General features: G+C 72.2%; 24 protein-coding genes, 1 pseudogene and 1 riboswitch. Of the genes and pseudogenes, 18 read left to right on the top strand and 7 right to left on the bottom strand.

All coding sequences use genetic code 11. The features are described from left to right. The first annotated feature begins 56 nt into the window (after positions 1–56). Both HHL19_RS06745 and HHL19_RS06740 read left to right on the top strand, forming a co-directional pair. Entirely contained in the window at positions 57–824 is a 768-nt protein-coding gene (locus tag HHL19_RS06745) for an enoyl-CoA hydratase-related protein (RefSeq protein ID WP_169086633.1), read from the top strand. Positions 825–927: 103 nt separating this feature from the next. Further along, complete coding sequence (locus tag HHL19_RS06740) at positions 928–1,440, top strand: ATP-binding protein (RefSeq protein WP_169086631.1); 513 nt, start codon at positions 928–930, stop codon at positions 1,438–1,440. A 312-nt stretch (positions 1,441–1,752) separates the two neighbouring features. Here HHL19_RS06740 and HHL19_RS06735 read toward each other — a convergent pair whose 3' ends face one another. After that, complete coding sequence (locus tag HHL19_RS06735; protein WP_169086629.1) at positions 1,753–2,391, bottom strand: GNAT family N-acetyltransferase; 639 nt, start codon at positions 2,389–2,391, stop codon at positions 1,753–1,755. 74 nt (positions 2,392–2,465) lie between these two features. On the opposite strand from HHL19_RS06735, the gene HHL19_RS06730 reads away from it, so the two are divergent. Further along, on the top strand, positions 2,466–2,681 hold the full coding sequence (locus HHL19_RS06730) for an EF-hand domain-containing protein (protein ID WP_169086627.1): 216 nt from the start codon (positions 2,466–2,468) through the stop codon (positions 2,679–2,681). An 83-nt stretch (positions 2,682–2,764) separates the two neighbouring features. Continuing rightward, on the top strand, positions 2,765–3,691 hold the full coding sequence (locus tag HHL19_RS38425) for a CopD family protein (RefSeq protein WP_169086625.1): 927 nt from the start codon (positions 2,765–2,767) through the stop codon (positions 3,689–3,691). Between the two features lie 84 nt (positions 3,692–3,775). Here the strand turns inward: HHL19_RS38425 and HHL19_RS06720 are convergent, their stop codons facing one another. The 4 genes from HHL19_RS06720 to gcvT all read right to left on the bottom strand — a co-directional run bounded on the left by HHL19_RS06720 (position 3,776) and on the right by gcvT (position 8,248). Beyond that, the gene (locus tag HHL19_RS06720) at positions 3,776–5,161 is read right to left on the bottom strand and encodes an L-serine ammonia-lyase (RefSeq protein ID WP_169086623.1); all 1,386 of its coding nucleotides are present in this window, start codon (positions 5,159–5,161) and stop codon (positions 3,776–3,778) included. Between the two features lie 189 nt (positions 5,162–5,350). After that, positions 5,351–6,619: a serine hydroxymethyltransferase gene (gene glyA, locus HHL19_RS06715; protein WP_169086621.1), complete on the bottom strand. Its 1,269-nt coding sequence runs from the start codon at positions 6,617–6,619 to the stop codon at positions 5,351–5,353. 24 nt (positions 6,620–6,643) lie between these two features. Beyond that, on the bottom strand, positions 6,644–7,021 hold the full coding sequence (gene gcvH / locus HHL19_RS06710) for a glycine cleavage system protein GcvH (RefSeq protein WP_031010399.1): 378 nt from the start codon (positions 7,019–7,021) through the stop codon (positions 6,644–6,646). 111 nt (positions 7,022–7,132) lie between these two features. Next, positions 7,133–8,248, bottom strand: a complete 1,116-nt coding sequence (gene gcvT, locus HHL19_RS06705) for a glycine cleavage system aminomethyltransferase GcvT (protein WP_169086619.1) — start codon at positions 8,246–8,248, stop codon at positions 7,133–7,135. A gap of 152 nt (positions 8,249–8,400) precedes the next feature. After that, positions 8,401–8,504, bottom strand: a riboswitch (glycine riboswitch). Between the two features lie 174 nt (positions 8,505–8,678). On the opposite strand from gcvT, the gene HHL19_RS06700 reads away from it, so the two are divergent. The 11 genes from HHL19_RS06700 (at position 8,679) to HHL19_RS06650 (ending at position 20,018) form a co-directional block, all read left to right on the top strand. Beyond that, on the top strand, positions 8,679–9,341 hold the full coding sequence (locus HHL19_RS06700) for an AAA family ATPase (protein ID WP_169086617.1): 663 nt from the start codon (positions 8,679–8,681) through the stop codon (positions 9,339–9,341). A 101-nt stretch (positions 9,342–9,442) separates the two neighbouring features. Further along, positions 9,443–10,183, top strand: coding sequence for an enhanced serine sensitivity protein SseB (locus HHL19_RS06695; RefSeq protein ID WP_169086615.1), 741 nt, complete (start codon positions 9,443–9,445; stop codon positions 10,181–10,183). 56 nt (positions 10,184–10,239) lie between these two features. Beyond that, positions 10,240–11,034 (top strand): enhanced serine sensitivity protein SseB C-terminal domain-containing protein, encoded by a 795-nt coding sequence (locus HHL19_RS06690; protein ID WP_169086613.1) that lies wholly within the window; start codon positions 10,240–10,242, stop codon positions 11,032–11,034. Between the two features lie 228 nt (positions 11,035–11,262). After that, positions 11,263–12,930: an ABC transporter substrate-binding protein gene (locus tag HHL19_RS06685; RefSeq protein ID WP_169086611.1), complete on the top strand. Its 1,668-nt coding sequence runs from the start codon at positions 11,263–11,265 to the stop codon at positions 12,928–12,930. A 92-nt stretch (positions 12,931–13,022) separates the two neighbouring features. Then, the gene (locus HHL19_RS06680) at positions 13,023–14,018 is read left to right on the top strand and encodes an ABC transporter permease (protein ID WP_169086609.1); all 996 of its coding nucleotides are present in this window, start codon (positions 13,023–13,025) and stop codon (positions 14,016–14,018) included. Next, positions 14,018–14,977: an ABC transporter permease gene (locus tag HHL19_RS06675; RefSeq protein WP_169086607.1), complete on the top strand. Its 960-nt coding sequence runs from the start codon at positions 14,018–14,020 to the stop codon at positions 14,975–14,977. Before HHL19_RS06680 ends, HHL19_RS06675 begins: the two co-directional genes overlap by 1 nt. A 1-nt stretch (position 14,978) precedes the next feature. After that, positions 14,979–15,971 carry an ABC transporter ATP-binding protein gene (locus tag HHL19_RS06670; RefSeq protein ID WP_169086605.1) on the top strand — a complete coding sequence of 331 codons (993 nt, stop codon included), beginning with the start codon at positions 14,979–14,981 and terminating at the stop codon, positions 15,969–15,971. Then, positions 15,968–17,086, top strand: coding sequence for an oligopeptide/dipeptide ABC transporter ATP-binding protein (locus HHL19_RS06665; protein ID WP_240981464.1), 1,119 nt, complete (start codon positions 15,968–15,970; stop codon positions 17,084–17,086). The genes HHL19_RS06670 and HHL19_RS06665 overlap by 4 nt, the downstream gene beginning before the upstream one ends. 69 nt (positions 17,087–17,155) lie before the next feature. Continuing rightward, a complete protein-coding gene (locus HHL19_RS06660; RefSeq protein ID WP_169086603.1) occupies positions 17,156–17,833 on the top strand; it encodes a trimeric intracellular cation channel family protein in 678 nt (225 codons plus the stop codon). 23 nt (positions 17,834–17,856) lie between these two features. Then, positions 17,857–18,720 carry a thioesterase family protein gene (locus HHL19_RS06655; protein WP_169086601.1) on the top strand — a complete coding sequence of 288 codons (864 nt, stop codon included), beginning with the start codon at positions 17,857–17,859 and terminating at the stop codon, positions 18,718–18,720. Positions 18,721–18,854: 134 nt separating this feature from the next. Further along, entirely contained in the window at positions 18,855–20,018 is a 1,164-nt protein-coding gene (locus HHL19_RS06650; protein WP_169086599.1) for a cysteine desulfurase family protein, read from the top strand. Here the strand turns inward: HHL19_RS06650 and HHL19_RS06645 are convergent. Then, positions 20,011–20,706, bottom strand: a complete 696-nt coding sequence (locus tag HHL19_RS06645; RefSeq protein ID WP_169086597.1) for an N-acetylmuramoyl-L-alanine amidase — start codon at positions 20,704–20,706, stop codon at positions 20,011–20,013. The genes HHL19_RS06650 and HHL19_RS06645 overlap by 8 nt on opposite strands. A 61-nt stretch (positions 20,707–20,767) precedes the next feature. Between HHL19_RS06645 and mnmA the strand changes: the two genes are divergently transcribed. Beyond that, on the top strand, positions 20,768–21,892 hold the full coding sequence (mnmA, locus tag HHL19_RS06640) for a tRNA 2-thiouridine(34) synthase MnmA (protein WP_169086595.1): 1,125 nt from the start codon (positions 20,768–20,770) through the stop codon (positions 21,890–21,892). A gap of 16 nt (positions 21,893–21,908) precedes the next feature. Here mnmA and HHL19_RS06635 read toward each other — a convergent pair whose 3' ends face one another. Beyond that, positions 21,909–22,481: an alpha/beta fold hydrolase gene (locus HHL19_RS06635; RefSeq protein WP_169086593.1), complete on the bottom strand. Its 573-nt coding sequence runs from the start codon at positions 22,479–22,481 to the stop codon at positions 21,909–21,911. Between the two features lie 117 nt (positions 22,482–22,598). On the opposite strand from HHL19_RS06635, the pseudogene HHL19_RS06630 reads away from it, so the two are divergent. Continuing rightward, positions 22,599–23,170: pseudogene (locus tag HHL19_RS06630) on the top strand (TIGR00730 family Rossman fold protein). Between the two features lie 7 nt (positions 23,171–23,177). Continuing rightward, positions 23,178–23,876: an SDR family oxidoreductase gene (locus HHL19_RS06625; protein WP_169086591.1), complete on the top strand. Its 699-nt coding sequence runs from the start codon at positions 23,178–23,180 to the stop codon at positions 23,874–23,876.

The raw sequence follows: 23,876 nt of genomic DNA, 5'->3' as shown, positions 1-23,876 counted from the left end.
TGCTGTGAGCAACAGCACCGGGCCCCTCGGCGTTAACGGCCACTAACCTTCCCTCCATGACTGTGAACCTCGAAGTCGCCGACGGCGTCGGCACGATCCGCCTCGACCGCCCGCCGATGAACGCGCTGGACATCGCCACCCAGGACCGGCTGCGCGTGCTGGCCCAGGAGGCCACCGACCGCGACGACGTGCGCGCCGTGGTCCTCTACGGCGGCGAGAAGGTCTTCGCGGCCGGCGCGGACATCAAGGAGATGCAGGTCATGGACCACGTGGCCATGGTCGAGCGGTCGCGCGCCCTCCAGGACTCCTTCACCGCCGTCGCCCGCATCCCCAAGCCGGTCGTCGCCGCGATCACCGGCTACGCCCTCGGCGGCGGCTGCGAGCTCGCGCTCTGCGCCGACTACCGGATCGCCGCCGACAACGCCAAGCTCGGCCAGCCCGAGATCCTGCTCGGCCTGATCCCCGGCGCCGGCGGCACCCAGCGGCTCTCCCGGCTCGTCGGCCCCTCCAAGGCCAAGGACCTCATCTTCACCGGCCGGATGGTGAAGGCCGACGAGGCGCTCACGCTCGGCCTGGTCGACCGGGTCGTGCCGGCCGCCGAGGTGTACGAGCAGGCGCACGCCTGGGCCGCGAAGCTGGCCCAGGGCCCGGCGGTGGCGCTGCGCGCCGCCAAGGAGGCGATCGACCAGGGCCTGGAGGCCGACATCGACACCGGTCTCGCCCTCGAACGGACCTGGTTCTCCGCGCTGTTCGCCACCGCCGACCGCGAGACCGGCATGCGCAGCTTCGTCGAAGAGGGCCCGGGCAAGGCGAAGTTCGCCTGACCTCGCGCCGGACCGGTCGTCAGCCGACGGACCGTCACGGCGACACGCCGTCCCGCGGGGGCCATTCCACCGGAACGGCCCCCGCGGGCCGTCTCCTGCGGCCATGATGGAGGGCATGGCGGGCCTGGAGAGCAGGGAACAACCACGGCAGGGCGGCGTGCCCGCCGCCCGGTGGACACCGACCCTGGAGGACGAAGAGGCCCTCGCGGCGATGGACCGGTACGGCAATCCGTCGGAGATCGACGTGCGGCTGCCGTCGCTCCCGGAGTCGGCGCGGATCGCCCGCCGGATGACCCAGTACGTGGTGCTCCGGCAGTGGGGGCTCGGTCCGAACCTCGCCGAGCACGCCGTCCTGCTGGTCTCCGAACTCGTCGGCAACGCGGTCCGGCACACCGGCGCCCGGGTCTTCGTGCTGCGCGCCCAGCGCCGCCCCGGCCGGGTCCGGATCGAGGTGCGCGACCCCTCGCGCGGGCTGCCCTGTCTGATGCCGGTGGCCGAGCTGGACGAGAGCGGCCGGGGCCTCTTCCTCGTCGACAAGCTCTCCGACCGCTGGGGCGCGGACCTCGGGCCGCGCGGCAAGACCACCTGGTTCGAGATGCGGGTCACCGACCGCTGACCGGCCCCCGGACGCACGGAAGCCCCCGTGCGCCGTGGTGGGGCTGCTGGGGGCTTCCGTGTGATGCGCCGTGGACGGGGGGGGGTGTATCCACGGCCGCAGAGGCGACCTGGCCCGGGTCAATGGGGGTCGTGTCACCGACTATGACAGACGGCAGGCCATACCACCAAACACTCAAATCGTTACGAATCCGGACATACCCCTAGGTTTCATTTGTGAATCGTTGGTGACATGTGGCACTAGCCTTGAAAACTGTGAATGGCTATGCGGTTCATCGATTGTTTCCCTCGATCATCCACATGCTGGACAGCCTCACGGGGCGGTGAGCAGCGCCTCCGACGCCACCGGCCGGTACCCCGCCGCCTGGAAGGTCCGCACGCTCCGCGCGTTGCCCGGCGACTGCTGCGCCCACACCACGGAGTCCGGCGTCAGATGCCGCGCCGCCGTCGCCAGCGCCCGGCCCAGGCCCAGGTGCCGCACCGCCTCGTCCACCTCGATCGCCGCCTCCATGCGCCCGGCGACGCCGCGCCCCAGGACCAGCACCCCGCCGTCCGCCGCCCACACCCGTACCTCGTCCCGGTACTTCAGGGCCCGCGCCACCCGGGGATGCTCCGGGTCGTCGATCTCCCGCAGCGTCACCGGCGGCGGGCCCGGCAGGGCGTCCGCGACCGTCAGCAGGTCGATGGTGTTCATCCGCCGGCCCGTCCTGGCCATCAGCCGCACCAGGAAGCCCGGGTTCATGCTCGCGGCCAGCGGATCGCTGCCGGTCGCGGCCAGCTCCGCCCGCACCCACTCCGGATCGACGTCCGCGAAGACCACCGAATGGGCCGTGAAGGCCAGCACGCCCGCGTCCCGCCCGTCCGGCGGCGGGACCACCGTCGTCCCGCCGTCCATGGCGGGGAACTCCCCGCGCGCCGCCGCCTCCAGGATCCGTGCCACGTCAGTGCTCATACCGCCATCATCGGACACCGCTCGGCCAGCTAATCTGACCCCCGTCAGAACAGCACCGAGAAGGGGCGGAAGCAGTGGCGGACATCGAGTCGGCACGGACGGCATTCAACCGGTACGACGTGGACGGGGACGGCTTCATCACCGCCGCGGAGTACAAGAGCGTCATGGCCCAGCTGGGCGACTTCAACGTCACCGAGACGGTGGCCGAGGCCCTCATCAAGCAGCGCGACGACAACGGCGACGGCCAGCTGTCGTGGGACGAGTTCTGGGCCCACCTGAACAAGGCCTGACCCCTCTGACCAGCCCAAGGACCGGGACCGGGCGGCGCTCACCCTGAGTTGCCGCCCGTCCCGGGCTCGGTGACGATCGTCCGGTGACGCTTCCCGGACCCTTCGGCACCCCCGGCCGTCGAGGCGCGGTGGCCCTCGTCGCCGCCGCCCTCGGCGTCCTCGGCGTCCTCGCCGTCGTCGGCCTCGGCGCGGGCCTCGCCCGGACGGGCACCGGCGAACTGCGCATACCCGCGGCCGGAACCACCACCCTGCTCCGGCTCCTGCTCCTGACCGGTCTCGCCGTCACCGTCGGCGAACTCGCCGGCCGCCGGATCGCCGGCCAGGGGCCCCTGCCGCGCCCCCTCGCCGTCCCCGGCGCCCTCCTCGCCGCGGCCGCCGCCACCGGCCTCCTGCTGCTCCTCGCCGCCGTCAGCGGCCTCAGCCTCCCCGTCGTCTACGGGCTCCGCGAGGGCCGGCTGCTGCTCGCCACCGCCAACGCCTGCCTCCTCGCCGCCGTCTGCGCCGCCTCCCGGCGCCCCGGCCTCGCCGCCCTCCCGCTCGCCGCCGCGATCGTCGCCGAGGCGCTGCGCGCCCACCCCGAGAGCCCCGGCTTCGGCGTCGGCACCGGACTCACCGTCGTCCACCTCACCGCCGCCTCGCTCTGGACCGGCACCCTGCTGTACGTCCTGCGGGTCCTGCGGGCGCGCGACGAGGGCGGGCGCGCGGTGCTCCTCCGGTACGCCCGGATGGCGGCCTGCGTCTACGCGGCCCTGGCCGTCACCGGCACCGTCTCCACCCTGCGCCGCCTCCCCCTGGAGGCCGCGTTCACCACCGCGTACGGCAGGGTCCTGCTGGTGAAGCTCGCCCTCTTCGGCGCCGCCAGCCTGCTGGCCCTCGCGGCCCGCTCCCGCCTGCGCTCCGACGCCGACGCCACGCCCCCGGCCCGCGTGGAACTCGCCGTCCTCGCCGTCATCGTCGCCCTCTCCTCCCTCCTCACGGTGGTCCCCGACCCGCACTGGCTGCTGTTCTGAGGGCCGGTCGTGCGAACGGCCGGCCCCGAACGCGAGACGGCCGGTCCCGTGGAGGCGGGACCGGCCGTTCCGTGAGCGAACGATTCAGCACTCGATGATGTTCACCGCGAGGCCGCCGCGCGCGGTCTCCTTGTACTTGACGCTCATGTCGGCGCCCGTCTCCTTCATGGTCTTGATGACCTTGTCGAGGGAGACCAGGTGGCTGCCGTCGCCGCGCATCGACATCTTCGCCGCCGTGACGGCCTTGACCGCCGCCATGCCGTTGCGCTCGATGCACGGGATCTGGACCAGGCCGCCGACCGGGTCGCAGGTCAGGCCCAGGTTGTGCTCCATGCCGATCTCGGCCGCGTTCTCCACCTGCTCGGGGGAGCCGCCGAGGACCTCGGCGAGGGCGCCGGCCGCCATCGAGCAGGCGGAGCCGACCTCGCCCTGGCAGCCGACCTCGGCGCCGGAGATCGAGGCGTTCTCCTTGAAGAGCATGCCGATCGCGCCGGCCGCGAGGAGGAAGCGGACGATGCCGTCCTCCCTCTCCTCTTCCGAGGCGCCGCCGGCCCCGAAGTTCATGTAGTAGTGCAGGACCGCCGGGATGATGCCGGCCGCGCCGTTCGTCGGGGCGGTGACCACCCGGCCGCCCGCCGCGTTCTCCTCGTTCACCGCCATCGCGTAGAGGGTGATCCACTCCATCGCGTGCATGGCCGGGTCGCCCTCGGAGCGCAGCTTGCGGGCCAGGGTCGCGGCGCGGCGGCGGACCTTCAGGCCGCCGGGGAGGATGCCCTCGCGGGACATGCCGCGCGAGACGCAGGCCTGCATGACCCGCCAGATCTCCAGGAGGCCCGCCCGGATCTCGTCCTCGGTGCGCCAGGCCTTCTCGTTCTCCAGCATCAGGGAGGAGATCGACAGGCCGGTCTCCTTGGTGAGGCGGAGCAGCTCGTCGCCGGTGCGGAAGGGGTGCTTCAGGACGGTGTCGTCCGGGATGATCGGGTTCTCGCCGGCCACGGCGTCCTCGTCGACGACGAAGCCGCCGCCGACGGAGTAGTACGTCTTCTCCAGGACGAGCCCGCCCTCGGCGTCGTACGCGAAGACCGTCATGCCGTTGGCGTGGTACGGCAGCGCCTTGCGGCGGTGCAGGATCAGGTCGTCGTCGAAGGAGAACGGGATCTCGTGGGCGCCGAGCAGGTTGATCCGCCCGCTCGCCTTGATCCGCTCGAACTCCTCGTCGGCGTGCTCCACGTCGACCGTGCGGGGCGAGTTGCCCTCCAGGCCGAGGAGGACCGCCTTCGGGGTGCCGTGGCCGTGGCCGGTGGCGCCCAGCGAGCCGTACAGCTCCGCACGGACCTTCGCCGTGTGGGCGAGCAGGCCCTCGTTCTTCAGCCGGCGGGCGAACATCCGGGCAGCGCGCATCGGGCCCACCGTGTGGGAGCTGGACGGGCCGATGCCGATCGAGAACAGGTCGAAGACCGAGATGGCCACGGGAGGACTCCTTGTGGGGCTAGACGCCGTTGTCTGCCGGGGTGGAGCAGAAAAGCGTGGAAGGCGGGGGTGGAGATGGGGGGTGGAGACGGGGGTGGAGACGGGGTGGAGACATGGGGCGGGGCACCGCGCTCACTGTCCAGTGTGCGCGGTGCCCCGGAGCTTTCGTACGAACAAAAGCGTACGAAATTACTTCAGGCCGGGGTACAGCGGGTGCTTCTCGGCCAGCGCGGTCACGCGGGCCTTCAGCGACTCGGCCTTCTCACCGTCGAAGCCGGGCTTCAGCGTCTCGGCGATGATGTCGGCGACCTCGGTGAAGTCCTCGGTCGTGAAGCCGCGGGTGGCGAGGGCCGGCGTGCCGATGCGCAGACCGGAGGTGACCATCGGCGGGCGCGGGTCGTTCGGAACGGCGTTCCGGTTGACCGTGATGCCGACCTCGTGGAGCCGGTCCTCGGCCTGCTGGCCGTCGAGCTCGGAGGCGCGCAGGTCCACCAGGACCAGGTGCACGTCCGTGCCGCCGGAGAGGACCGAGACACCGTGCGCCGTGACGTCGTCCTGGACCAGGCGCTCGGCCAGGATCCGGGCGCCGTCCAGGGTGCGCTGCTGGCGCTCCTTGAACTCCTCCGAGGCCGCGACCTTGAAGGAGACGGCCTTGGCCGCGATCACGTGCTCCAGGGGGCCGCCCTGGAAGCCCGGGAAGACGGAGGAGTTCAGCTTCTTCGCGAACTCCTTCTTCGCCAGGATGATGCCGCCGCGCGGGCCGCCGAGCGTCTTGTGCGTGGTGGAGGTCACCACGTCCGCGTACTCGACCGGGTTCGGGTGCAGACCGGCCGCGACCAGGCCCGCGAAGTGGGCCATGTCGACCCACAGGTACGCCCCGACCTCGTCGGCGATCCGGCGGAACTCCGCGAAGTCCAGCTGGCGCGGGTACGCCGACCAGCCGGCGATGATCACCTTCGGGCGGTGCTCCTTGGCGAGGCGCTCGACCTCGGCCATGTCGACCAGGCCGGCCTCGTCCACGTGGTACGCGACCACGTTGAACTGCTTGCCCGAGAAGTTCAGGCGCATGCCGTGGGTGAGGTGGCCGCCGTGCGCCAGGTCGAGACCCAGGATCGTGTCGCCCGGCTGGGCGATCGCGAAGAGCGCGGCCTGGTTGGCGGAGGCGCCGGAGTGCGGCTGCACGTTGGCGTACTCGGCGCCGAACAGGTCCTTGATCCGGTCGATCGCGATCTGCTCGGCCACGTCGACGTGCTCGCAGCCGCCGTAGTAGCGGCGGCCCGGGTAGCCCTCGGCGTACTTGTTGGTGAGGACGGAGCCCTGGGCCTCCATGACCGCGACCGGAGCGAAGTTCTCCGAGGCGATCATTTCCAGGGTGGACTGCTGGCGGCGGAGCTCGGCGTCGACGGCGGCGGCGACGTCCGGGTCCAGCTCGTGGAGGGGAGTGTTCAGAAGCGACATGAAGCGATCCCTAGGGGGTCTCGGTCAGCCTGCGGTGAAGGCGGTGTACTCGTCGGCGGTGAGCAGGTCGTCCTGCTCGGCCGTGAGGCGCACCTTGAACAGCCAGCCGCCCTCGAACGGAGCGGAGTTCACCAGCGACGGGTCGTCCACGACGTCCTGGTTCGCCTCGACGACCTCACCGGTCACCGGGGAGTACAGCTCGCTCACGGACTTGGTCGACTCCAGCTCGCCGCACTCCTCGGTCGCGGTCACGGTGGAGCCGACCTCGGGGAGCTGGACGAACACGATGTCACCGAGGGCGTTGGCCGCGTGCTCCGTGATGCCGACCGTGGCGACGCCGTCCTCGACGGCCGACAGCCACTCGTGCTCCTTGCTGTAGCGAAGCTGCTGGGGGTTGCTCATGACCTGATTCTCCTGTACCGGGGGAGTGCGGATGTACGTGGGTCTTGCGGGGTGAGACGGAATCCGGGACGACCGCGTCACGTCCGGAGCGGGTCCCGGGCGGAACCGCGCCTACTTCTGACGCTTGTAGAACGGCAGCGCCACGACCTTGTACGGCTCGTGGGTGCCGCGGATGTCCACCCCTACACCCTCGGTGCCGGGAGCCGCGTGCGCCGCGTCGACGTACGCCATCGCGATCGGCTCGCCGAGCGTGGGGGAGGGGGCGCCCGAGGTGATCTCGCCGACGACCTCGCCGCCGAAGACCACCTGCATGCCGGCGCGCGGGACGCGGCGGCCCTCGGCGACCAGGCCGACGAGCTTGCGCGGCGGGGCGGTCTCGGCGCGCTCGGCGGCGGCCTCCAGCGCCTTGCGGCCGACGAAGTCGCCCGGCTTCTCGAACTTCACGACCCGGCCGAGACCGGCGTCGAAGGGGGTGAGGGAGGTGGTGAGCTCGTGCCCGTACAGCGGCATGCCCGCCTCCAGGCGCAGCGTGTCGCGGCAGGACAGGCCGCACGGGATGAGGCCGACGCCCGCGCCCGCCTCGGTCAGCGCCTTCCAGACGCCCTCGGCGTGCTCCGGCTTCAGGAAGAGCTCGAAGCCGTCCTCGCCGGTGTAGCCGGTGCGGGCGATCAGCGCCGGGACGCCGGCGACGGTGCCGGGGAGGCCCGCGTAGTACTTCAGGCCGTCCAGGTCGGCGTCGGTGAGCTGTCCCAGGATGCCGGGGGACTCGGGGCCCTGCACGGCGATCAGGGCGTACGCGTCGCGGTCGTCGCGGACCTCGGCGTCGAAGCCGCCGGCGCGGGCGACCAGGGCGTCCAGGACGATCTGGGCGTTGGAGGCGTTGGCGACGACCATGTACTCGGTCTCGCCGAGGCGGTAGACGATCAGGTCGTCGAGGATGCCGCCGTCCTCCTGGCAGATCATCGTGTAGCGCGCGCGGCCGTTGCCCACGGTGGAGATGTTGCCGACCAGGGCGTAGTCGAGCAGGTCGACGGCCTGCGGGCCGGTGACGGTGATCTCGCCCATGTGGGAGAGGTCGAAGAGGCCGGCCCGGGTGCGGACGGCGTTGTGCTCGTCGCGCTCGCTGCCGTACCGCAGCGGCATGTCCCAGCCGGCGAAGTCGGTCATGGTCGCGCCCAGCGAACGATGCAGGGCATCGAGGGCGGTCAGGCGGGGGGTGGTGCTCATGATGGACGTGGCTCCCGGTTCCCGAAGGCGGAAAACATGACAGGCAAGGACGTTCCTCCCCATCTGTCATGGAACCTGAGAGGTTCACCGGGGGCATCCCCGGCTTGCACCTTGGGTGGGGACACGACGGGTGTCCCGCTTTTCAGATCTGCCTCATCCACGCGGTACGGGGCCTGAGAGATTCAAGGGAGGGTCTTGCTCCTTCGGCGCCCGGGCGGCCCAGGGGGCCGGTCCGGAACTCTCCCGCGCGGATTCGAGCGGCCGGTATGCGGTTGTACGGCGCAGCGCGCGCCTGGCGCGCACATCCTCGCATACGGTGTCGGCGCCGCAAATCGCTTGTCTCGGATTACCGTTTCTTTACACTTCGTGGGCAAGGGTCTTCCGTGAGGTCTCCCGACACGCCCCCGGGGACCCGACAGGGGGAGCAGCGATGAGGATCCAGCACACCGGCGTCTTCGCGGGCGATGCCGCCCTACCGGCCCAGCGGGCCCGCGCCAGGACCCGGCGGCGCGGGCGCGTGGTGCGGGACCTGCGCGACCGGGGCGGCCGCGGCCCGCGCGTCCTCGCCTTCGCCGCCGGGGACGTCGTGGTCGTCTCCGGGCTGCCCGGCAGCGGCAAGTCCACCCTGCTGCGGCGGGCCGCCGGCGGCCTCGGCATCGACTCCCAGGACGCCCGGGAGCGCTGGGAGGCCCGGATGCCCGCCTTCCTGCCGTACGCGTTCTACCGCCCGCTGGTCCGGGTCGCGCACTACGCCGGGCTCCACCGGGCCCTGCGCTCCGGCGCCGGGGTCGTCGTGCACGACTGCGGCACCCAGTCCTGGGTCCGCGGCTGGCTCGCCCGCGCGGCCGCCCGGCGCGGCCGCGCCCTCCACCTGGTCCTCCTCGACGTCGACCCGGCCACCGCGAGGGACGGCCAGCGGGAGCGGGGCCGGGGGGTGTCCGCGTACGCCTTCGCCCGGCACCGCAGGGCCGTCGGCCGGCTCGTCGCCGCCGTCGAGGCGGGCCGCCCGCCGCGCGGCTGCGCCTCCGCCACCCTCCTCGACCGGGACGCGGCGGCCGCGCTGCGCCGGATCGGCTTCCGCGCCCCGGTGTGAGGCCCGCGCGCCGGGGTTCTGGTCACAGCCGGGGCGGGGCGGCGTTAGGGTGCTGCGGGACGGCCGGGACCAGGGCCGTACGAGAAGGGGACGGAACCACCGTGGACGTGACGTGGCCGGGCAACGAGCTGGAGGAGGCGCTCGCCGCCGCGCTCGGGGAGCCCGCTGCCGGAGGCCGGCTCATCGAGGTGCTCGGCCGCAGCCAGGTGTGGGTCCCGCTGCCCAACGGCGGCGGCCCCGACAGCCCCGACCTGGACCTCGCCACGATGGAGATCGGCGGCGGTGCCTTCGTCCCCGTCTTCAGCTCCCAGGAGCAGTTCCTCGCCTGCGTCGGCGACCACATGTCCTTCACCGTCGCGCCCGCTCGTGAATTCGCCCGCGGCCTGCCCCCGCAGCTCGGCATCGCGGTGAACCCCGGCGGCACCGTCGGCGTCCCGCTGCCCCCGCCCGCCGTCGCCGAGCTCTGCCGGGTCGGCCGCACCGCCCTCGACGGGCCCGCGTCCGGCGGCCGGGTCCGGCTCTTCGAGCCCGACTGGCAGGACGACCCGGTCGACTTCCTCGCCGCCGCCTCCGCCGAGTTCGAGGCCGCCGGCGTCGTCGCCACCGCCCGCCGCGCCCTCGCCAGCGTCGAGGGCACCGAACCGGCCCTCTTCATCGGCGTCCAGCTCCTGGGCTGGGACGGCGTCGACCGCAACGCCCCGCTGGACGCGCTGGGCCGCGCCCTCGGCCGCGTCGAGGTCGCCTGGCCGGTGAACCTGATCCTCCTCGACATGGCGGCCGACCCCGTCGGAGACTGGATGCTGGAGCGGGTGCGCCCCTTCTACCAGCGCGCGGTCCACTGATCCACCGATCCACCGAACACGAGCCGTACGAGACAGACAGAGGGGCGGGACCCAGGGTGAGCGCGTCAGGCAGCGCCGCGACCGGAGAGGTCGAGCAGATGCTGCGCCAGGTGGCGCCAGGACGCTACGACGCGTACGAGGGCCTGCTGCACGCCCTGGCCGACGGCGAGCTGTACATGCTGCTCTGGCAGGGCGCTCCGGGTTCGCCCGACGCCCAGTACGGCAACATGGAGGTCGACGGGCACGGCTACGCGCCCTGCGTCACCTCGCCCGGCGAGCTCGCCGCCTCCGGCTGGCACCGCGCCCACGAGCGCGTCACCGGCCGCGAGATCGCCCGCTCCCTCTACCCCGAGCGCTGGGGCGTCTGGCTCAACCCGCACGCGCCCGGCGGCGGCGTCGGCATCCCGTGGGCGGATCTCCGCCGGATCGCCACCGGCCTCGACCGGATGCCCGCCGGGCCGCTGCGGGTCTCCGAACCCGCCCTGGAGATCCCGCAGTTCTACGCCCAGCTCACCCAGAACGCGCACCGGACCCCGGCCGTCCGCTCGCTGCGCCGCGGCTGGGTGCAGCCCGCGCTCGGGACTCCGTACCTGGTCATCGGCCTGGATCTGTACGACGGTTCGGCGGCGACCGTCGACGAGGTGCGGACGATGATGCGCCAGTCGATCGGCTCCGTGCCCGAGGGGCTGCCCGTCTCGACGGTCGCGCTCTCCGACGCGTACGACCCGGTGGCGCTCTGGCTGAAGGCGCACGCCCGGCCCTTCTACGACCGCGGCGCGCACGGAGCCCCGTCTCAGGATGCGGGATCCCACCGTCCGGGATACGGCTACCCGCCCGCGCAGCACCGCTGACTCCTTCTGCTCCACTCCTGCCCCGTTCTGGCCGAAATTCCTTGCCAGGGCGGGGTTTTGCGTCCGCTTTGGGACCACTCAGGCCGTCGATGTCCGGCATCGGACCGTTTTGGTGAGTGTCCGGGTCTCAGGTTGGTATCACCGCTATGCGGACTGTTCTCTGCCGCGTCACTCGCCAGTAGCGTTCGGCCGGTCAAGACCACAACAGGGCGAGCCAGGGGTGGACCCATGCGCATACTCAATTCCCGGTCGACCCGGGCTCTGACGGCGGCCATCGCGGTCGGCCTCATCGCCACGGGCTGTGCGAGCGAGCGGAAGGAGGGGGACAAGGGCGGAGCCAAGGACACCTTCGTGTTCGGCGCTCCGGGCGACCCCGCCTCCCTCGACCCGGCCCTCGCGAGCGACGGCGAGACCTTCCGGATCACCCGCCAGGCGTTCGAGGCACTCCTGGAGCACGAGTCCGGCGGCAGCGAGCTCGTCGGCGGGCTCGCCGAGAAGTGGTCGAGCAACCCCGAGGGCACCGTCTGGACCTTCAACCTCCGCAAGGGCGTGAAGTTCCACGACGGCGAGACCTTCGACGCGAAGGCGGTCTGCGCCAACTACGACTACTGGTTCAACTGGAAGGGCACCTACCAGTCGAGCGCGGTCTCGTACTACTGGCAGACCATCATGGGCGGCTTCAAGGCCAACGAGGACAAGGAGACGCCCAAGGCGAACTACAAGTCCTGCACGGTCAAGGACGACGCCACCGCCGTCATCGAGGTCTTCGAGCCCTCCGCCAACCTCCCCGGCGGCTTCTCCCTGAACGCCCTCGCGATCCACTCGCCGAAGGCCCTCCAGGAGTACGCGAAGCAGCAGCTCACCGAGGCCGGCGACGCCATCGCGTACCCCAAGTACAGCCAGGAGGCCGGCACGGTCGCCGGCACCGGCCCGTACAAGATCACGAAGTGGAACAAGGGCAACAAGGAAGTCAGCCTGGAGCGCTTCGACGACTACTGGGGCGAGAAGGCCAAGGTGAAGAACCTGGTCTTCCGCACGATCGACACCGAGGAGGGCCGTCGCGCGGCGCTCCAGGCCGGTGACATCGACGGCTACGACCTGGTCGCGCCCGCCGACATCAAGACCCTTGAGGGCGAGGGCTTCCAGGTCCCGACCCGTGACGTCTTCAACCTGCTCTACCTCGGCATGTCGCAGGAGGCCAACCCGGCGCTGAAGAAGCCCGAGGTCCGCCAGGCCATCGCGCACGCCGTCGACCGCGAGAACATCGTCAAGACCCAGCTGCCCGAGGGCGGCAAGGTCGCGACCCAGTTCATGCCGGACACCATCGCCGGCTACTCGGACAAGGTGAAGCAGTACCCGTTCGACACGGCCAAGGCCAAGTCGCTCCTCGCCGGCGCCGGCGCGGACAAGCTGTCGATCGACTTCTGCTACCCGACCGAGGTCACCCGGCCGTACATGCCGGCTCCGCAGGACATCTTCGAGCTGGTCAAGGCCGACCTGGAGAAGGCCGGCATCAAGGTCACCCCGAAGCCGAAGAAGTGGAACCCGGACTACGTCGACGCGGTGGAGTCGGGCGACTGCGCCCTCCACATCTTCGGCTGGACCGGTGACTTCAACGACGGCTACAACTTCATCGGCACCTGGTTCGCCGGCTACGGCAAGCAGTGGGGCTTCAACGACGAGAAGGTCTTCAACGCGGTGAAGGCCGGTTCGCTCCAGGGCGACCCGACCAAGCGCACGGACCTCTACAAGGCCGCCAACGAGGTGATCATGGAGTACCTCCCGGGCGTCCCGCTGACCTCCTCCCCGCCGGCCATCGCGTTCGGCAAGAACGTGGTCCCGCCGAAGGTCTCCCCGCTGACGCAGGAGAGCTTCGCCGAGGTCTCCTTCAAGTAACACACCCGTAAGCGGTCCGCCCGGTCACGCGTTCCTCTCGTGACCGGGCGTCCGCGCATCCACTCTCCACACGCAAGAAAGGGGCACGCGGGGTGTTGCGACTCGTCGTACGACGACTTCTCCAGCTCATACCCACCCTGCTCGGCCTGTCGGTTCTGCTTTTCATCTGGCTGAACCGGCTGCCCGGCGGACCCGCCTCAGCGATCCTGGGCGAGCGGGCGACCGAGGCCGATGTGGCGCGCATCAACCGCGCGCTGGGACTCGACCAGCCGATCTACGTCCAGTACGGACGCTTCCTCAAGCGCCTTCTCGACCTCGACCTCGGCACCTCGGTGCAGACCGGACAGCCCGTCTGGGACGAGTTCGTGCTGCGCTTCCCCGCCACCGTCGAACTCAGCGTCGCGGCCATGCTCATCGCCATCAGCGTGGGCATCCCGCTCGGCTACCTCGCCGCCCGCAAGCGCGGCGGCTGGCTCGACGTGGCCTCCGTCTCCGGCTCCCTCGTCGGCATCTGCATCCCGGTCTTCTTCCTGGCCCAGCTGCTCAAGGCCGCCTTCGGCGACATCTTCGGCACCTACGGCCGCCAGACCACCGGCCTCGACGCCACCAGCGTCACCGGCTTCGCCGTCCTCGACGGCGTGCTCACCGGCGAGCTCGACGCCGCCTGGGACGCCCTGATGCACCTGGTGCTGCCCGGCATCGCCCTCGCCACCATCCCGCTCGCCGTCATCGTCCGGATGACCCGCGCCAGCGTCCTGGAGGTCCTCGGCGAGGACTACATCCGCACCGCCGAGTCCAAGGGCCTGGAGCGCCGGGTCGTCCGCGGCCGGCACGTCCTGCGCAACGCGATGCTCCCCGTCGTCACCGCCGTCGGCCTGCTCACCGGCAGCCTCCTCTCCGGCGCGGTGCTCACCGAGTCCGTCTTCACCTTCGGCGGCATCGGCTCCTTCATCCGGACCGCCATCGACGCCCGCGACTATCCGGTGCTCGTCGGCTTCATCATGTTCATCGCCGTGATCTACGTGGTGATCAACATGCTCGTCGACCTCGCCTACAGCGTCATCGACCCGAGGGTGCGGGTGCACTGATGAGTCTGACCACCACCGCTTCCAAGATCGACCGGCTCGCCCAGCTCACGGCGAAGACCGAGACCTCCAGCGGCGCCAGCCTCTGGCGCGAGGCCATGCGCCGCATGCGCGGCAGCAAGATGGCCATCATCGGCGCCGTGATCATCGCCGGCTTCGTCCTGCTCGCGATCATCGGCCCGTGGATCGCCCCGTACGGCCCCGCCGAACAGACCTGGCGCGGCGAGGTCTTCTCCAACCGGGGCGAGTTCGTCGGCGCCCGCGCCGAGAACTGGTTCGGCCTCGACCACCTCGGCCGCGACCTCTTCTCCCGGATGCTCGTGGGCGCCCGCCAGACCCTGCTCGTCGGCGTCGTCTCCATGCTCATCGGCCTGCTGATCGGCGCCCTCGTCGGCATCGTCTCCGGCGCGGCCGCCACCCTCGGCGGGAAGGCCGGACGGCGGATCGACGACGCCATCATGCGCGTCACCGACATCCTGCTCGCGCTGCCCTCGCTGCTCCTCGCCGTCTCCGTCGCCGCCGTGATGGGCCAGTCGCTCACCACCGTCATGATCGCCGTCGGCGTCGTGCAGATCCCGGTCTTCGCCCGGCTGCTCCGCGGCGCGATGCTCTCCCAGGGCGGCAGCGACTACGTGCTCGCCGCCCGCTCGCTCGGCATCCGCAAGCGGCGGATCGTCTTCACCCAGATCCTGCCGAACTCGCTCAGCCCGGTGATCGTGCAGGCGACGCTCAGCCTCGCCACCGCCATCATCGAGGCCGCCGCCCTCTCCTACCTCGGACTCGGCAACCCCGACCCCGCGGTGCCGGAGTGGGGCGTCATGCTCTCCGCGGCCCAGCGCTTCTTCGACAACGAGCCGATGATGGCCATGTACCCGGCGGTCGGCATCGTCATCACCGCCCTCGGCTTCACCCTGCTCGGCGAGGCCATGCGCGAAGCCCTCGACCCGAAGCTGCGAGGCTGACATGGCACTGCTCACCGTGGACGAACTGACCGTCACCTTCGGCGGCCGCGGGCGCAAGGACGTCCGGGCGGTCAACGGCGTCTCCTTCAGCGTCGACCAGGGCCAGGTCGTCGGCCTCGTCGGCGAGTCCGGCTGCGGCAAGTCCGTGACCTCGCTCGCCCTCATGGGCCTGCTGCCCGCCAAGGGCGTCACCCTCGGCGGCCGCGCCGAACTCGACGGCACCGACCTGCTGAAGCTCGCCCCCTCGAAACTGCGCGACCTGCGCGGCCGCGAGATGGCGATGATCTTCCAGGACCCGCTGTCCTCGCTGAACCCGGTCATCCCCATCGGCGTCCAGGTCACCGAGATCCTCCAGCGCCACCGCGGCCTGAAGGGCGAGGCCGCCCGCAAGGAGGCCGCCCACCTGCTCGACCGGGTCGGCATCCCCGACCCGACCCGGCGCCTCAAGGAGTACCCGCACCAGCTCTCCGGCGGCATGCGGCAGCGCGCGCTCATCGCCATGGCGGTGGCCTGCGCCCCCCGCCTGCTCATCGCCGACGAGCCGACCACCGCGCTCGACGTCACCATCCAGGCCCAGATCCTCGAACTCCTCAAGGAACTGGTCGACCAGGAGGGCACCGCGCTGCTGATGATCACCCACGACCTGGGTGTCGTCGCCGGCCTCTGCGACCAGGTGAACGTCCTCTACGCCGGCAAGGTCGTCGAATCGGCGGGCCGCCGCGAGCTGTTCGCCCACCCGACGCACCCGTACACCCACGGCCTGCTCGGCTCCATCCCCCGGCTCGACGCCCCGCGCGGCGAACCGCTCCACCCGATCCGCGGGTCCATCAACGACCAGATCGCCTGGGCCGACGGCTGCGCCTTCGCCCCGCGCTGCGACCGGTACGAGATGGAGTGCCTCACCGGCACGCCCGAACTGACCGAACCGCGCGCGGCCGGCCACCGCGCCCGCTGCGCGAACCCGGTCCTCGCCACGACGGAGGTACCGGCATGAGCCTGCTCGAACTCGACGGCGTGAAGGTCCACTTCCCCGTCAAGAAGGGCATCCTCTTCGACCGCACCGTCGGCCACGTCTACGCCGTGGACGGCATCTCCCTCAAGGTCGAGGCGGGCCAGACGTACGGCCTCGTCGGCGAGTCCGGCTGCGGCAAGACCACCCTCGGGCGGGCCGTGCTGCGGCTCGTGGACGTCACCGACGGCTCCGTCGTCCTCGACGGCACCGACGTGGCCAAGCTGCCCGAGAAGGAGCTGCGCTCCTTCCGCCGCCGGCTCCAGATGGTCTTCCAGGACCCGCTGGGCAGCCTCAACCCGCGCCAGAACATCGAGTCGATCCTCAGCGAGGGCATGGCCGCGCACGGGATCGGCGCGAACCAGGACGAGCGGCGGGAGAAGATCCGGGAGATCCTCGCCAAGGTGGGCCTGCCCGCCAACAGCCTCTCCCGCTACCCGCACGAGTTCTCCGGCGGCCAGCGCCAGCGCATCGGCATCGCCCGCGCGCTCGTCCTGGAGCCCGACCTCATCATCTGCGACGAGCCGGTCTCCGCCCTCGACGTCTCCATCCAGGCGCAGGTCATCAACCTGCTCGAAGAGCTCCAGGAGTCGATGGGCCTGACCTATCTGGTCATCGCCCACGACCTCGCCGTCGTCCGGCACATCTCGGACGTCATCGGCGTGATGTACCTCGGCGCGCTGGTGGAGGAGGCGCCGAGCGACACGCTGTACGAGGAGCCGCTGCACCCGTACACGCGGGCGCTCATGTCGGCCGTGCCCGTCCCCGACCCGGAGGTCGAGGAGCGGCGCGAGCGGATCCTCCTCACCGGCGACCTGCCCTCCCCGGCGAACCCGCCGGCCGGCTGCCGCTTCCACACCCGCTGCCCGTGGGCCCAGCCGAAGTGCTCCCAGGAGCGCCCGGAGCTCACCGACGCGGGCGGCGGCCACAAGGTGGCCTGCCACTTCACGCAGGAGATCCGGTCCGGCGAGCTCCCCATGGCGGGCGCCACGGACGCGGCGGCGATCCCGGCGCAGGCGTCGAAGGAGCCCGAGGCGGCCGCGGAGGAGCCCGAGGAGGCTTCGGCTTCCGAGGAGGCTTCGGCTCCCGAGGAGAAGTAGGACAAGGGGAAGGGGCCCGGTCGCCGTGGTGCGGCCGGGCCCCTTCCGAACACACGGCACAATTGCTCGGTGCTCCACGATCTGTTCAGCCCGTCGGTCCAACACACGCTCGACCTCATCGGCATCTTCGTCTTCGCCATCTCCGGTGCCCTTCTCGGCGTCCGGAAGAACTTCGACGTCTTCGGCATGGCCGTCCTCGCCGAGGTCACCGCGCTCGGCGGCGGTCTGCTGCGCGACCTCATCATCGGAGCCGTGCCCCCGGCCGCCTTCACCGACCTCGGCTACTTCCTCATGCCGCTGGTCGCCACGGCGCTCGTCTTCTTCCTCCATCCCGAGGTGGAGCGCACCCAGACCGCCGTGAACGTCTTCGACGCGGCCGGCCTCGGCCTGTTCTGCGTGACCGGGACGACGAAGGCGTACGACTACGGGCTCGGCCTCACCTCCTCCGCGGCGCTCGGCCTCGCCACGGCCGTCGGCGGCGGTGTGCTGCGCGACGTCCTCGCCAACGAGGTGCCGTCCCTGCTCCGCTGGGACCGCGACCTCTACGCCGTGCCGGCCATCGTCGGCGCGACCATGGTGGTCCTCTTCCTCCGCTTCGACGTCCTGAACGCCTACACCAGCGCCGCCGCCGTGCTCACCGCCTTCCTCCTGCGGCTGCTCGCGATGCGCTACCACTGGCGCGCGCCGCGCGCCTGGAACCGCCGCTCGTCGGCGAGCGAGGAACCCGAAAAAGCTACCGCTCAGTAGTTTTCTGCTGTACGGTCGGCCGCATGAGCACGAGCATCGAGACGAGTCCCGCCGCAGAGACCGCAGCGCTCAGCGAGTTCGACCGGGACACCGCCGTCACCCGGCGCGAGCCCGGTGTCTACGACGCCGACCTCTCCGCGGGCTGGACGATCATCCAGGCCGTCAACGGCGGCTACCTCCTCGCCCTGCTCGGCCGCGCCCTCGGCGACCACCTGCCGCACCCCGACCCGTTCACCATCTCGGCGCACTACCTCACGCCGTCGGTGCCGGGCCCCGCGGTCATCCGCACCGAGACCGTCCGCACCGGCCGGACCCTCTCCACCGGCACCGCCTCCCTCTACCAGTACGCCGAGGACGGCACCGAGGTCGAGCGGATCCGCGTCCTCGCCTCCTACGGCGACCTCGACGCCCTCAGCGACGAGGTCCGCACCAGCGCCGTCCCGCCCGCCCTCGCCCCGATCGACCGGTGCTTCAGCGCCTCCGACGGCCCGGCCCCGCCGATCCCCGGCTCCTCCGCCATCACCGACCGGCTCGACCTGCGCCTCGACCCGTCCTGCGTCGGCTGGGCCGTCGGCGCCCCCTCCGGCAAGGGCGAGATGCGCGCCTGGTTCGGCCTCGCCGACGGCCGCGAGCACGACGCGCTCTCCCTGCTCCTCGCCGTCGACGCCCTGCCGCCGACCTCCTTCGAGCTGGGCCTCAAGGGCTGGACGCCCACCGTGGAGCTCACCACCCACGTCCGCTGCCGGCCCGCCCCCGGTCCGCTGCGGGTCTCCATCACCACCCGCAACCTCGCCGGCGGCTTCCTGGAGGAGGACGCCGAGGTCTGGGACAGCGCCGACCGCCTCGTCGCCCAGTCCCGCCAGCTGGCCCGCGCCCCGCGCGGCTGAGCCCCGGGGGCCTGGCCCGCAGGGACGAGCCGCGGCCGGGCCCACAGGGACGAGTCGCGGCCGGGCTCGTACGGGAGTGCCGTGGCCGGGCTCGTACGGGAGTGTCGCGGGCGGGCTCGTAGAATCGACCCACCATGGCTTACCTCGACCACGCCGCGACCACGCCCATGCTCCCCGAGGCGATCGAGGCGATGACCGCCCACCTCGCCGTCACGGGCAACGCCTCGTCCCTGCACGCCGCCGGGCGGCGCGCCCGGCGGACCGTCGAGGAGGGCCGCGAGACCCTCGCCGCCGCGCTCGGCGCCCGCCCCAGCGAGGTGGTGTTCACCTCCGGCGGCACCGAGGCCGACAACCTCGCCGTGAAGGGCCTCTACTGGTCCCGCCGCGCCGCCGACCCGCGCCGCACCCGCGTCCTCGCCAGCCCCGTCGAGCACCACGCCGTCCTCGACGCCGTCGACTGGCTCGCCGGCCACGAGGGCGCCGAGGTCGAGTACCTGCCGGTCGACGCGTACGGCAGGGTCCACCCCGAGGCGCTGCGCGAGGCGATCGCCCGCGACCCGGAGTCCGTCGCCCTCGCCACCGTGATGTGGGCCAACAACGAGATCGGCACCGTCATGCCGGTCCGCGCGCTCGTCGACACCGCAGCCGAGTTCGGCGTCCCGCTGCACGCCGACGCCGTCCAGGCCGTCGGCCAGCTCCCGGTCGACTTCGCCGCCTCCGGGCTCGCCGCCATGACCGTCTCCGGCCACAAGATCGGCGGCCCGTACGGCATCGGCGCCCTGCTCCTCGGCCGCGAGCACACCCCCGTCCCCGTGCTGCACGGCGGCGGCCAGGAGCGGCACGTCCGCTCCGGCACCCTCGACGTCCCCGCCGTCGCCGCCTTCGCCACCGCCGCCCGCCTCGCCACCGAGGGGCAGGAGGCCTTCGCCCGCGAGATCGGCGCCCTGCGCGACGCGCTCGTCACCGCCGTCCGTACGGCCGTCCCCGACGCGGTCCTCGGCGGCGACCCGGACGACCGGCTCCCCGCCAACGCCCACTTCACCTTCCCCGGCTGCGAGGGCGACTCCCTGCTCCTCCTCCTCGACGCCGCCGGCATCGCCTGCTCCACCGGCTCCGCCTGCACCGCCGGCATCGCCCAGCCCAGCCACGTCCTCCTCGCCACCGGCGCCGACCCCGACCTGGCCCGCGGCACCCTCCGCTTCTCCCTCGGCCACACCTCCACCGAGGAGGACGTGAAGGCCGTCGCCGACGCCATCGGCCCCGCCGTGGAACGCGCCAGGACCGCCGGCCTCAGCTAGACCGCGGCTCCGCCGAGGGCGCCGGCTTCGTCAGCTCCCGCCGCACCAGCCCCAGATACCGGTCCCAGTCCCAGTGCGGGCCGGGATCGGTGTGGTCGGTGCCCTCGACCTCGACGTGCCCGATGATGTGCTCCCGGTCCGCCGGTATCCCGTGCCGCCGGCAGATGTCCGCCGTCAGCCGCGCCGAGCCCGCGTACATCTCCGCCGTGAAGTCCTGCGGCCGGTCCACGAAGCCCTCGTGCTCGATGCCGACGCTCCGCTCGTTCATGTCCCGGTTCCCGGCGTGGAAGGCCACGTCGAGCTCCCGGATCATCTGCGCCACGTGCCCGTCCTTGCGGACCACGTAGTGCGTGGCCGCCCCGTGCAGCGGATTGCGGAAGACCTTCAGCGCCGTCGTGTACGAGCCCTGCACGACATGGATCACCACCCGGTCGATCGTGTAGTCGTCCGGCCGGTCCGCCCGCCGCCAGTTCGCCTGGTGCGCCGCCGTCCACTCGGCCGGCTCGTGGTCCAGCTCCCCGTCCGTGCGCGGCTTCGCCATCCCCGGCAGCCGCCACCAGGCCCGCGCCAGCTCCTCGCGCGCCAGGACCGCCGTGCCCGCCACGGCGGCGCCGCCGCCGATCAGCACGGTGCGGCGGCGCACCCCCCGCTTCTTTCCGGCCTTCTTCGCGCCGTTCTCGCTCCCCATGCCTACCGGAACGCTCGGTCCCGGCCGCGCGGTTCCCGCCGCCCCGTACCCTGGTAGGGCTATGACTGAGACTCCGCGCCCCCTTCGCGTCCTCGCCGCCATGTCCGGCGGCGTGGACTCCGCCGTCGCCGCCGCCCGAGCCGTCGAGGCCGGCCACGACGTCACCGGCGTGCACCTCGCGCTCTCCGCGAACCCGCAGTCCTTCCGCACCGGAGCCCGCGGCTGCTGCACCATCGAGGACTCGCGCGACGCGCGCCGCGCCGCCGACGTCATCGGCATCCCGTTCTACGTGTGGGACCTCGCCGAGCGCTTCCGCGCCGACGTCGTCGACGACTTCGTCGCCGAGTACGAGGCGGGCCGCACGCCCAACCCGTGCCTGCGCTGCAACGAGAAGATCAAGTTCGCCGCGCTCCTCGACAAGGCGCTCGCCCTCGGCTTCGACGCCGTCTGCACCGGCCACTACGCCACCGTCGTCCTGAACGGGGACGGCACCCGAGAGCTGCACCGCGCCTCCGACATGGCCAAGGACCAGTCGTACGTCCTCGGCGTCCTCGACGAGCAGCAGCTCGCCCACGCGATGTTCCCGCTCGGCGACACCCTCACCACCAAGGACGAGATCCGGGCCGAGGCCGAGCGGCGCGGCCTCGCCGTCGCCAAGAAGCCCGACAGCCACGACATCTGCTTCATCGCCGACGGCGACACCCAGGGCTTCCTCGCGACCCGCCTCGGCAAGGCGGAGGGCGACATCGTCGACGAGTCCGGCGAGAAGCTCGGCACCCACGAGGGCGCGTACGGCTTCACGATCGGCCAGCGCAAGGGCCTCCGCATCGGCCACCCGGCCGCCGACGGCAAGCCCCGCTACGTCCTCGACATCTCGCCCGTGAACAACACGGTCACCGTCGGCCCCGCCGAGGCGCTCGACGTCACCGCCCTCACCGCGATCAAGCCCCGCTGGTGCGGCACCGCCCCCGAGGGCCCCGGCCGCTACACCGCCCAGCTCCGCGCCCACGGCGGCGAGACCGAGGTGAGCGCGGCCCTGGAGGACGGCGAACTGAAGGTCACCTTCGACGAGCCCGTCCGGGGCGTCGCCCCGGGCCAGGCCATCGTCCTCTACGCCGGCACGCGCGTGGTGGGCTCGGCGACGATCGCCACGACGGTACGCCGCACGGCCGCCGCGCCCGCGTAGCGGCCGGAGCTCCGCCTCACTCCGCGAGCTCCGCCACGAACTCCGCGAGGACCGGCGCCAGCACATGGGGCGCCACCTCGTGGGTCTGCCCCGTCAGCGTCCGGTGCCGGGCGCGGGGCAGCCGTGCCGTCAGCTCCCGGGCCGCCCGCCGCACCGGCGCCGGGCTCGCGCCCCCGTCGACGACCAGCACGCGCGCGTGGACCTCGGGCACGGGCCGGAGCCCGTCGTACGGCGGCTCGAACACCGACACGGCCGTCACGGGCACCCCCGCCGCCGCGGCGGCCAGCGCGAGCACCCCGCCCGTCCCGGTGCCGTGCACCGCCGCCCCGGGACCGGCCGCCGCGAGCACCGCCGCCAGGTCCTCGACCTCCCGCTCGATCGCGTAGCCGCTCCCGCCGTGCCCCCGGCGGTCGTACACGTACACGGGGTGGCTCCGGGCCAGCAGCCGGGCGAGCGGCACCTCACCGCCGTCCGCCCCCGGGCCCCCGCCCACCAGCACCACCGCGGGCCCGCCCGCGGCCCCCGCCCCGTACCGCGCGTACGCGATCGGCGTCCCGTCCCGTGACACGACCGTCTTCACCTCGTCCATGGCAGGGCAGACCGACGGACGCACCGGAACTCATCGCCGCGGCCGGGGATTTCCCGAAGAGTCTCGAAAACCGCAGGTCAGGGCAGTACGCGGAATCCCGCGCCCTACGGTGTCGGCATGAACATCTGCGTCTTCCTCTCCGCCGCCGACCTGGACGAGCGCTACACCGCCCCCGCCCGCGACTTCGCCCGCCTCCTCGGCAAGGCGGACCACACCCTCGTCTGGGGCGGCTCCGACACCGGACTGATGAAGGTCGTCGCGGACGGCGTCCAGGAGGCCGGCGGCCGCCTCGTCGGCGTCTCCGTCGACTTCCTCGCCGCCAAGGCCCGCACGGACGCCGACGAGATGACCATCACGAAGGACCTCGCCTGGGGGTACCTCCCACGCCCTTTAGGCAGTGGGGGAGGAAGGCGCTCCTCCTCGCCAAGTCCGACGCGATCGTCGTCATGGCCGGCGGCACCGGCACCCTCGACGAGGCCACCGAGATCCTGGAACTGAAGAAGCACGGCAAGCACACCAAGCCCGTCGTCTTCCTCAACACCGCCGGCTTCTACGACGGCCTCAAGCTCCAGTTCCGGCGCATGGAGGACGAGGGCTTCCTCCCCCGCCCCCTCGCCGACCTCGCCTTCTTCGCCGAGGACGGCCCGGCGGCCCTCGCCCACCTGGAGAGCGAGATCGCCGCCCGCTGATGGGACGATGGTGCCCATGGCTACTCATGTGATCACCGGGGCCGGTTCCGGCATCGGCGCGGCCGTCGCGCGGCGGTTGCACGCGCGCGGGGACGAGCTCGTGCTGCACGCGCGCGACGCGGGGCGGGCGAAGGAGTTGGCGGCGGAGTTCCCCGGCGCCCGGACGCTCGTCGGGGACCTCGCGGACCCGGACCGGCTCTCCTGGGCGTTCTCGCACCAGAGCCTGCCCGACCGGGTCGACTCGCTGCTGCACGTCGCCGGTGTCGTCGACCTCGGCGGGGTGGGGGAGCTGACGCCCAAGGCCTGGCACCACCAGCTGAACGTCAACCTGATCGCCCCCGCCGAGCTGACCCGGCACTTCCTGCCGCAGCTGCGCCTCTCCCAGGGGCACGTCCTCTTCGTGAACTCCGGCGCCGGGCTGAACGCGCACGCCGAGTGGAGCGCGTACGCCGCCTCCAAGCACGGCCTGAAGGCGCTCGCCGACTCGCTGCGCCACGAGGAGCACGGCAACGGCGTCCGCGTCACCTCCGTCTACCCCGGCCGCACCGCCAGCCCCATGCAGGCCAAGGTGCACCAGCAGGAGGGCAAGGAGTACGACCCCGCGAAGTGGATCGATCCGGAGTCCGTGGCGACGACGATCGTGATGGCCCTCGACCTTCCGCGCGACGCCGAGGTCAATGACCTGACGGTTCGTCCGGGACGGTAG

It is taken from the genome of Streptomyces sp. R302, assembly GCF_012927245.1.
GTDB lineage: Bacteria > Actinomycetota > Actinomycetes > Streptomycetales > Streptomycetaceae > Streptomyces.
This window is presented reverse-complemented; position numbering and strand designations above follow the sequence as displayed.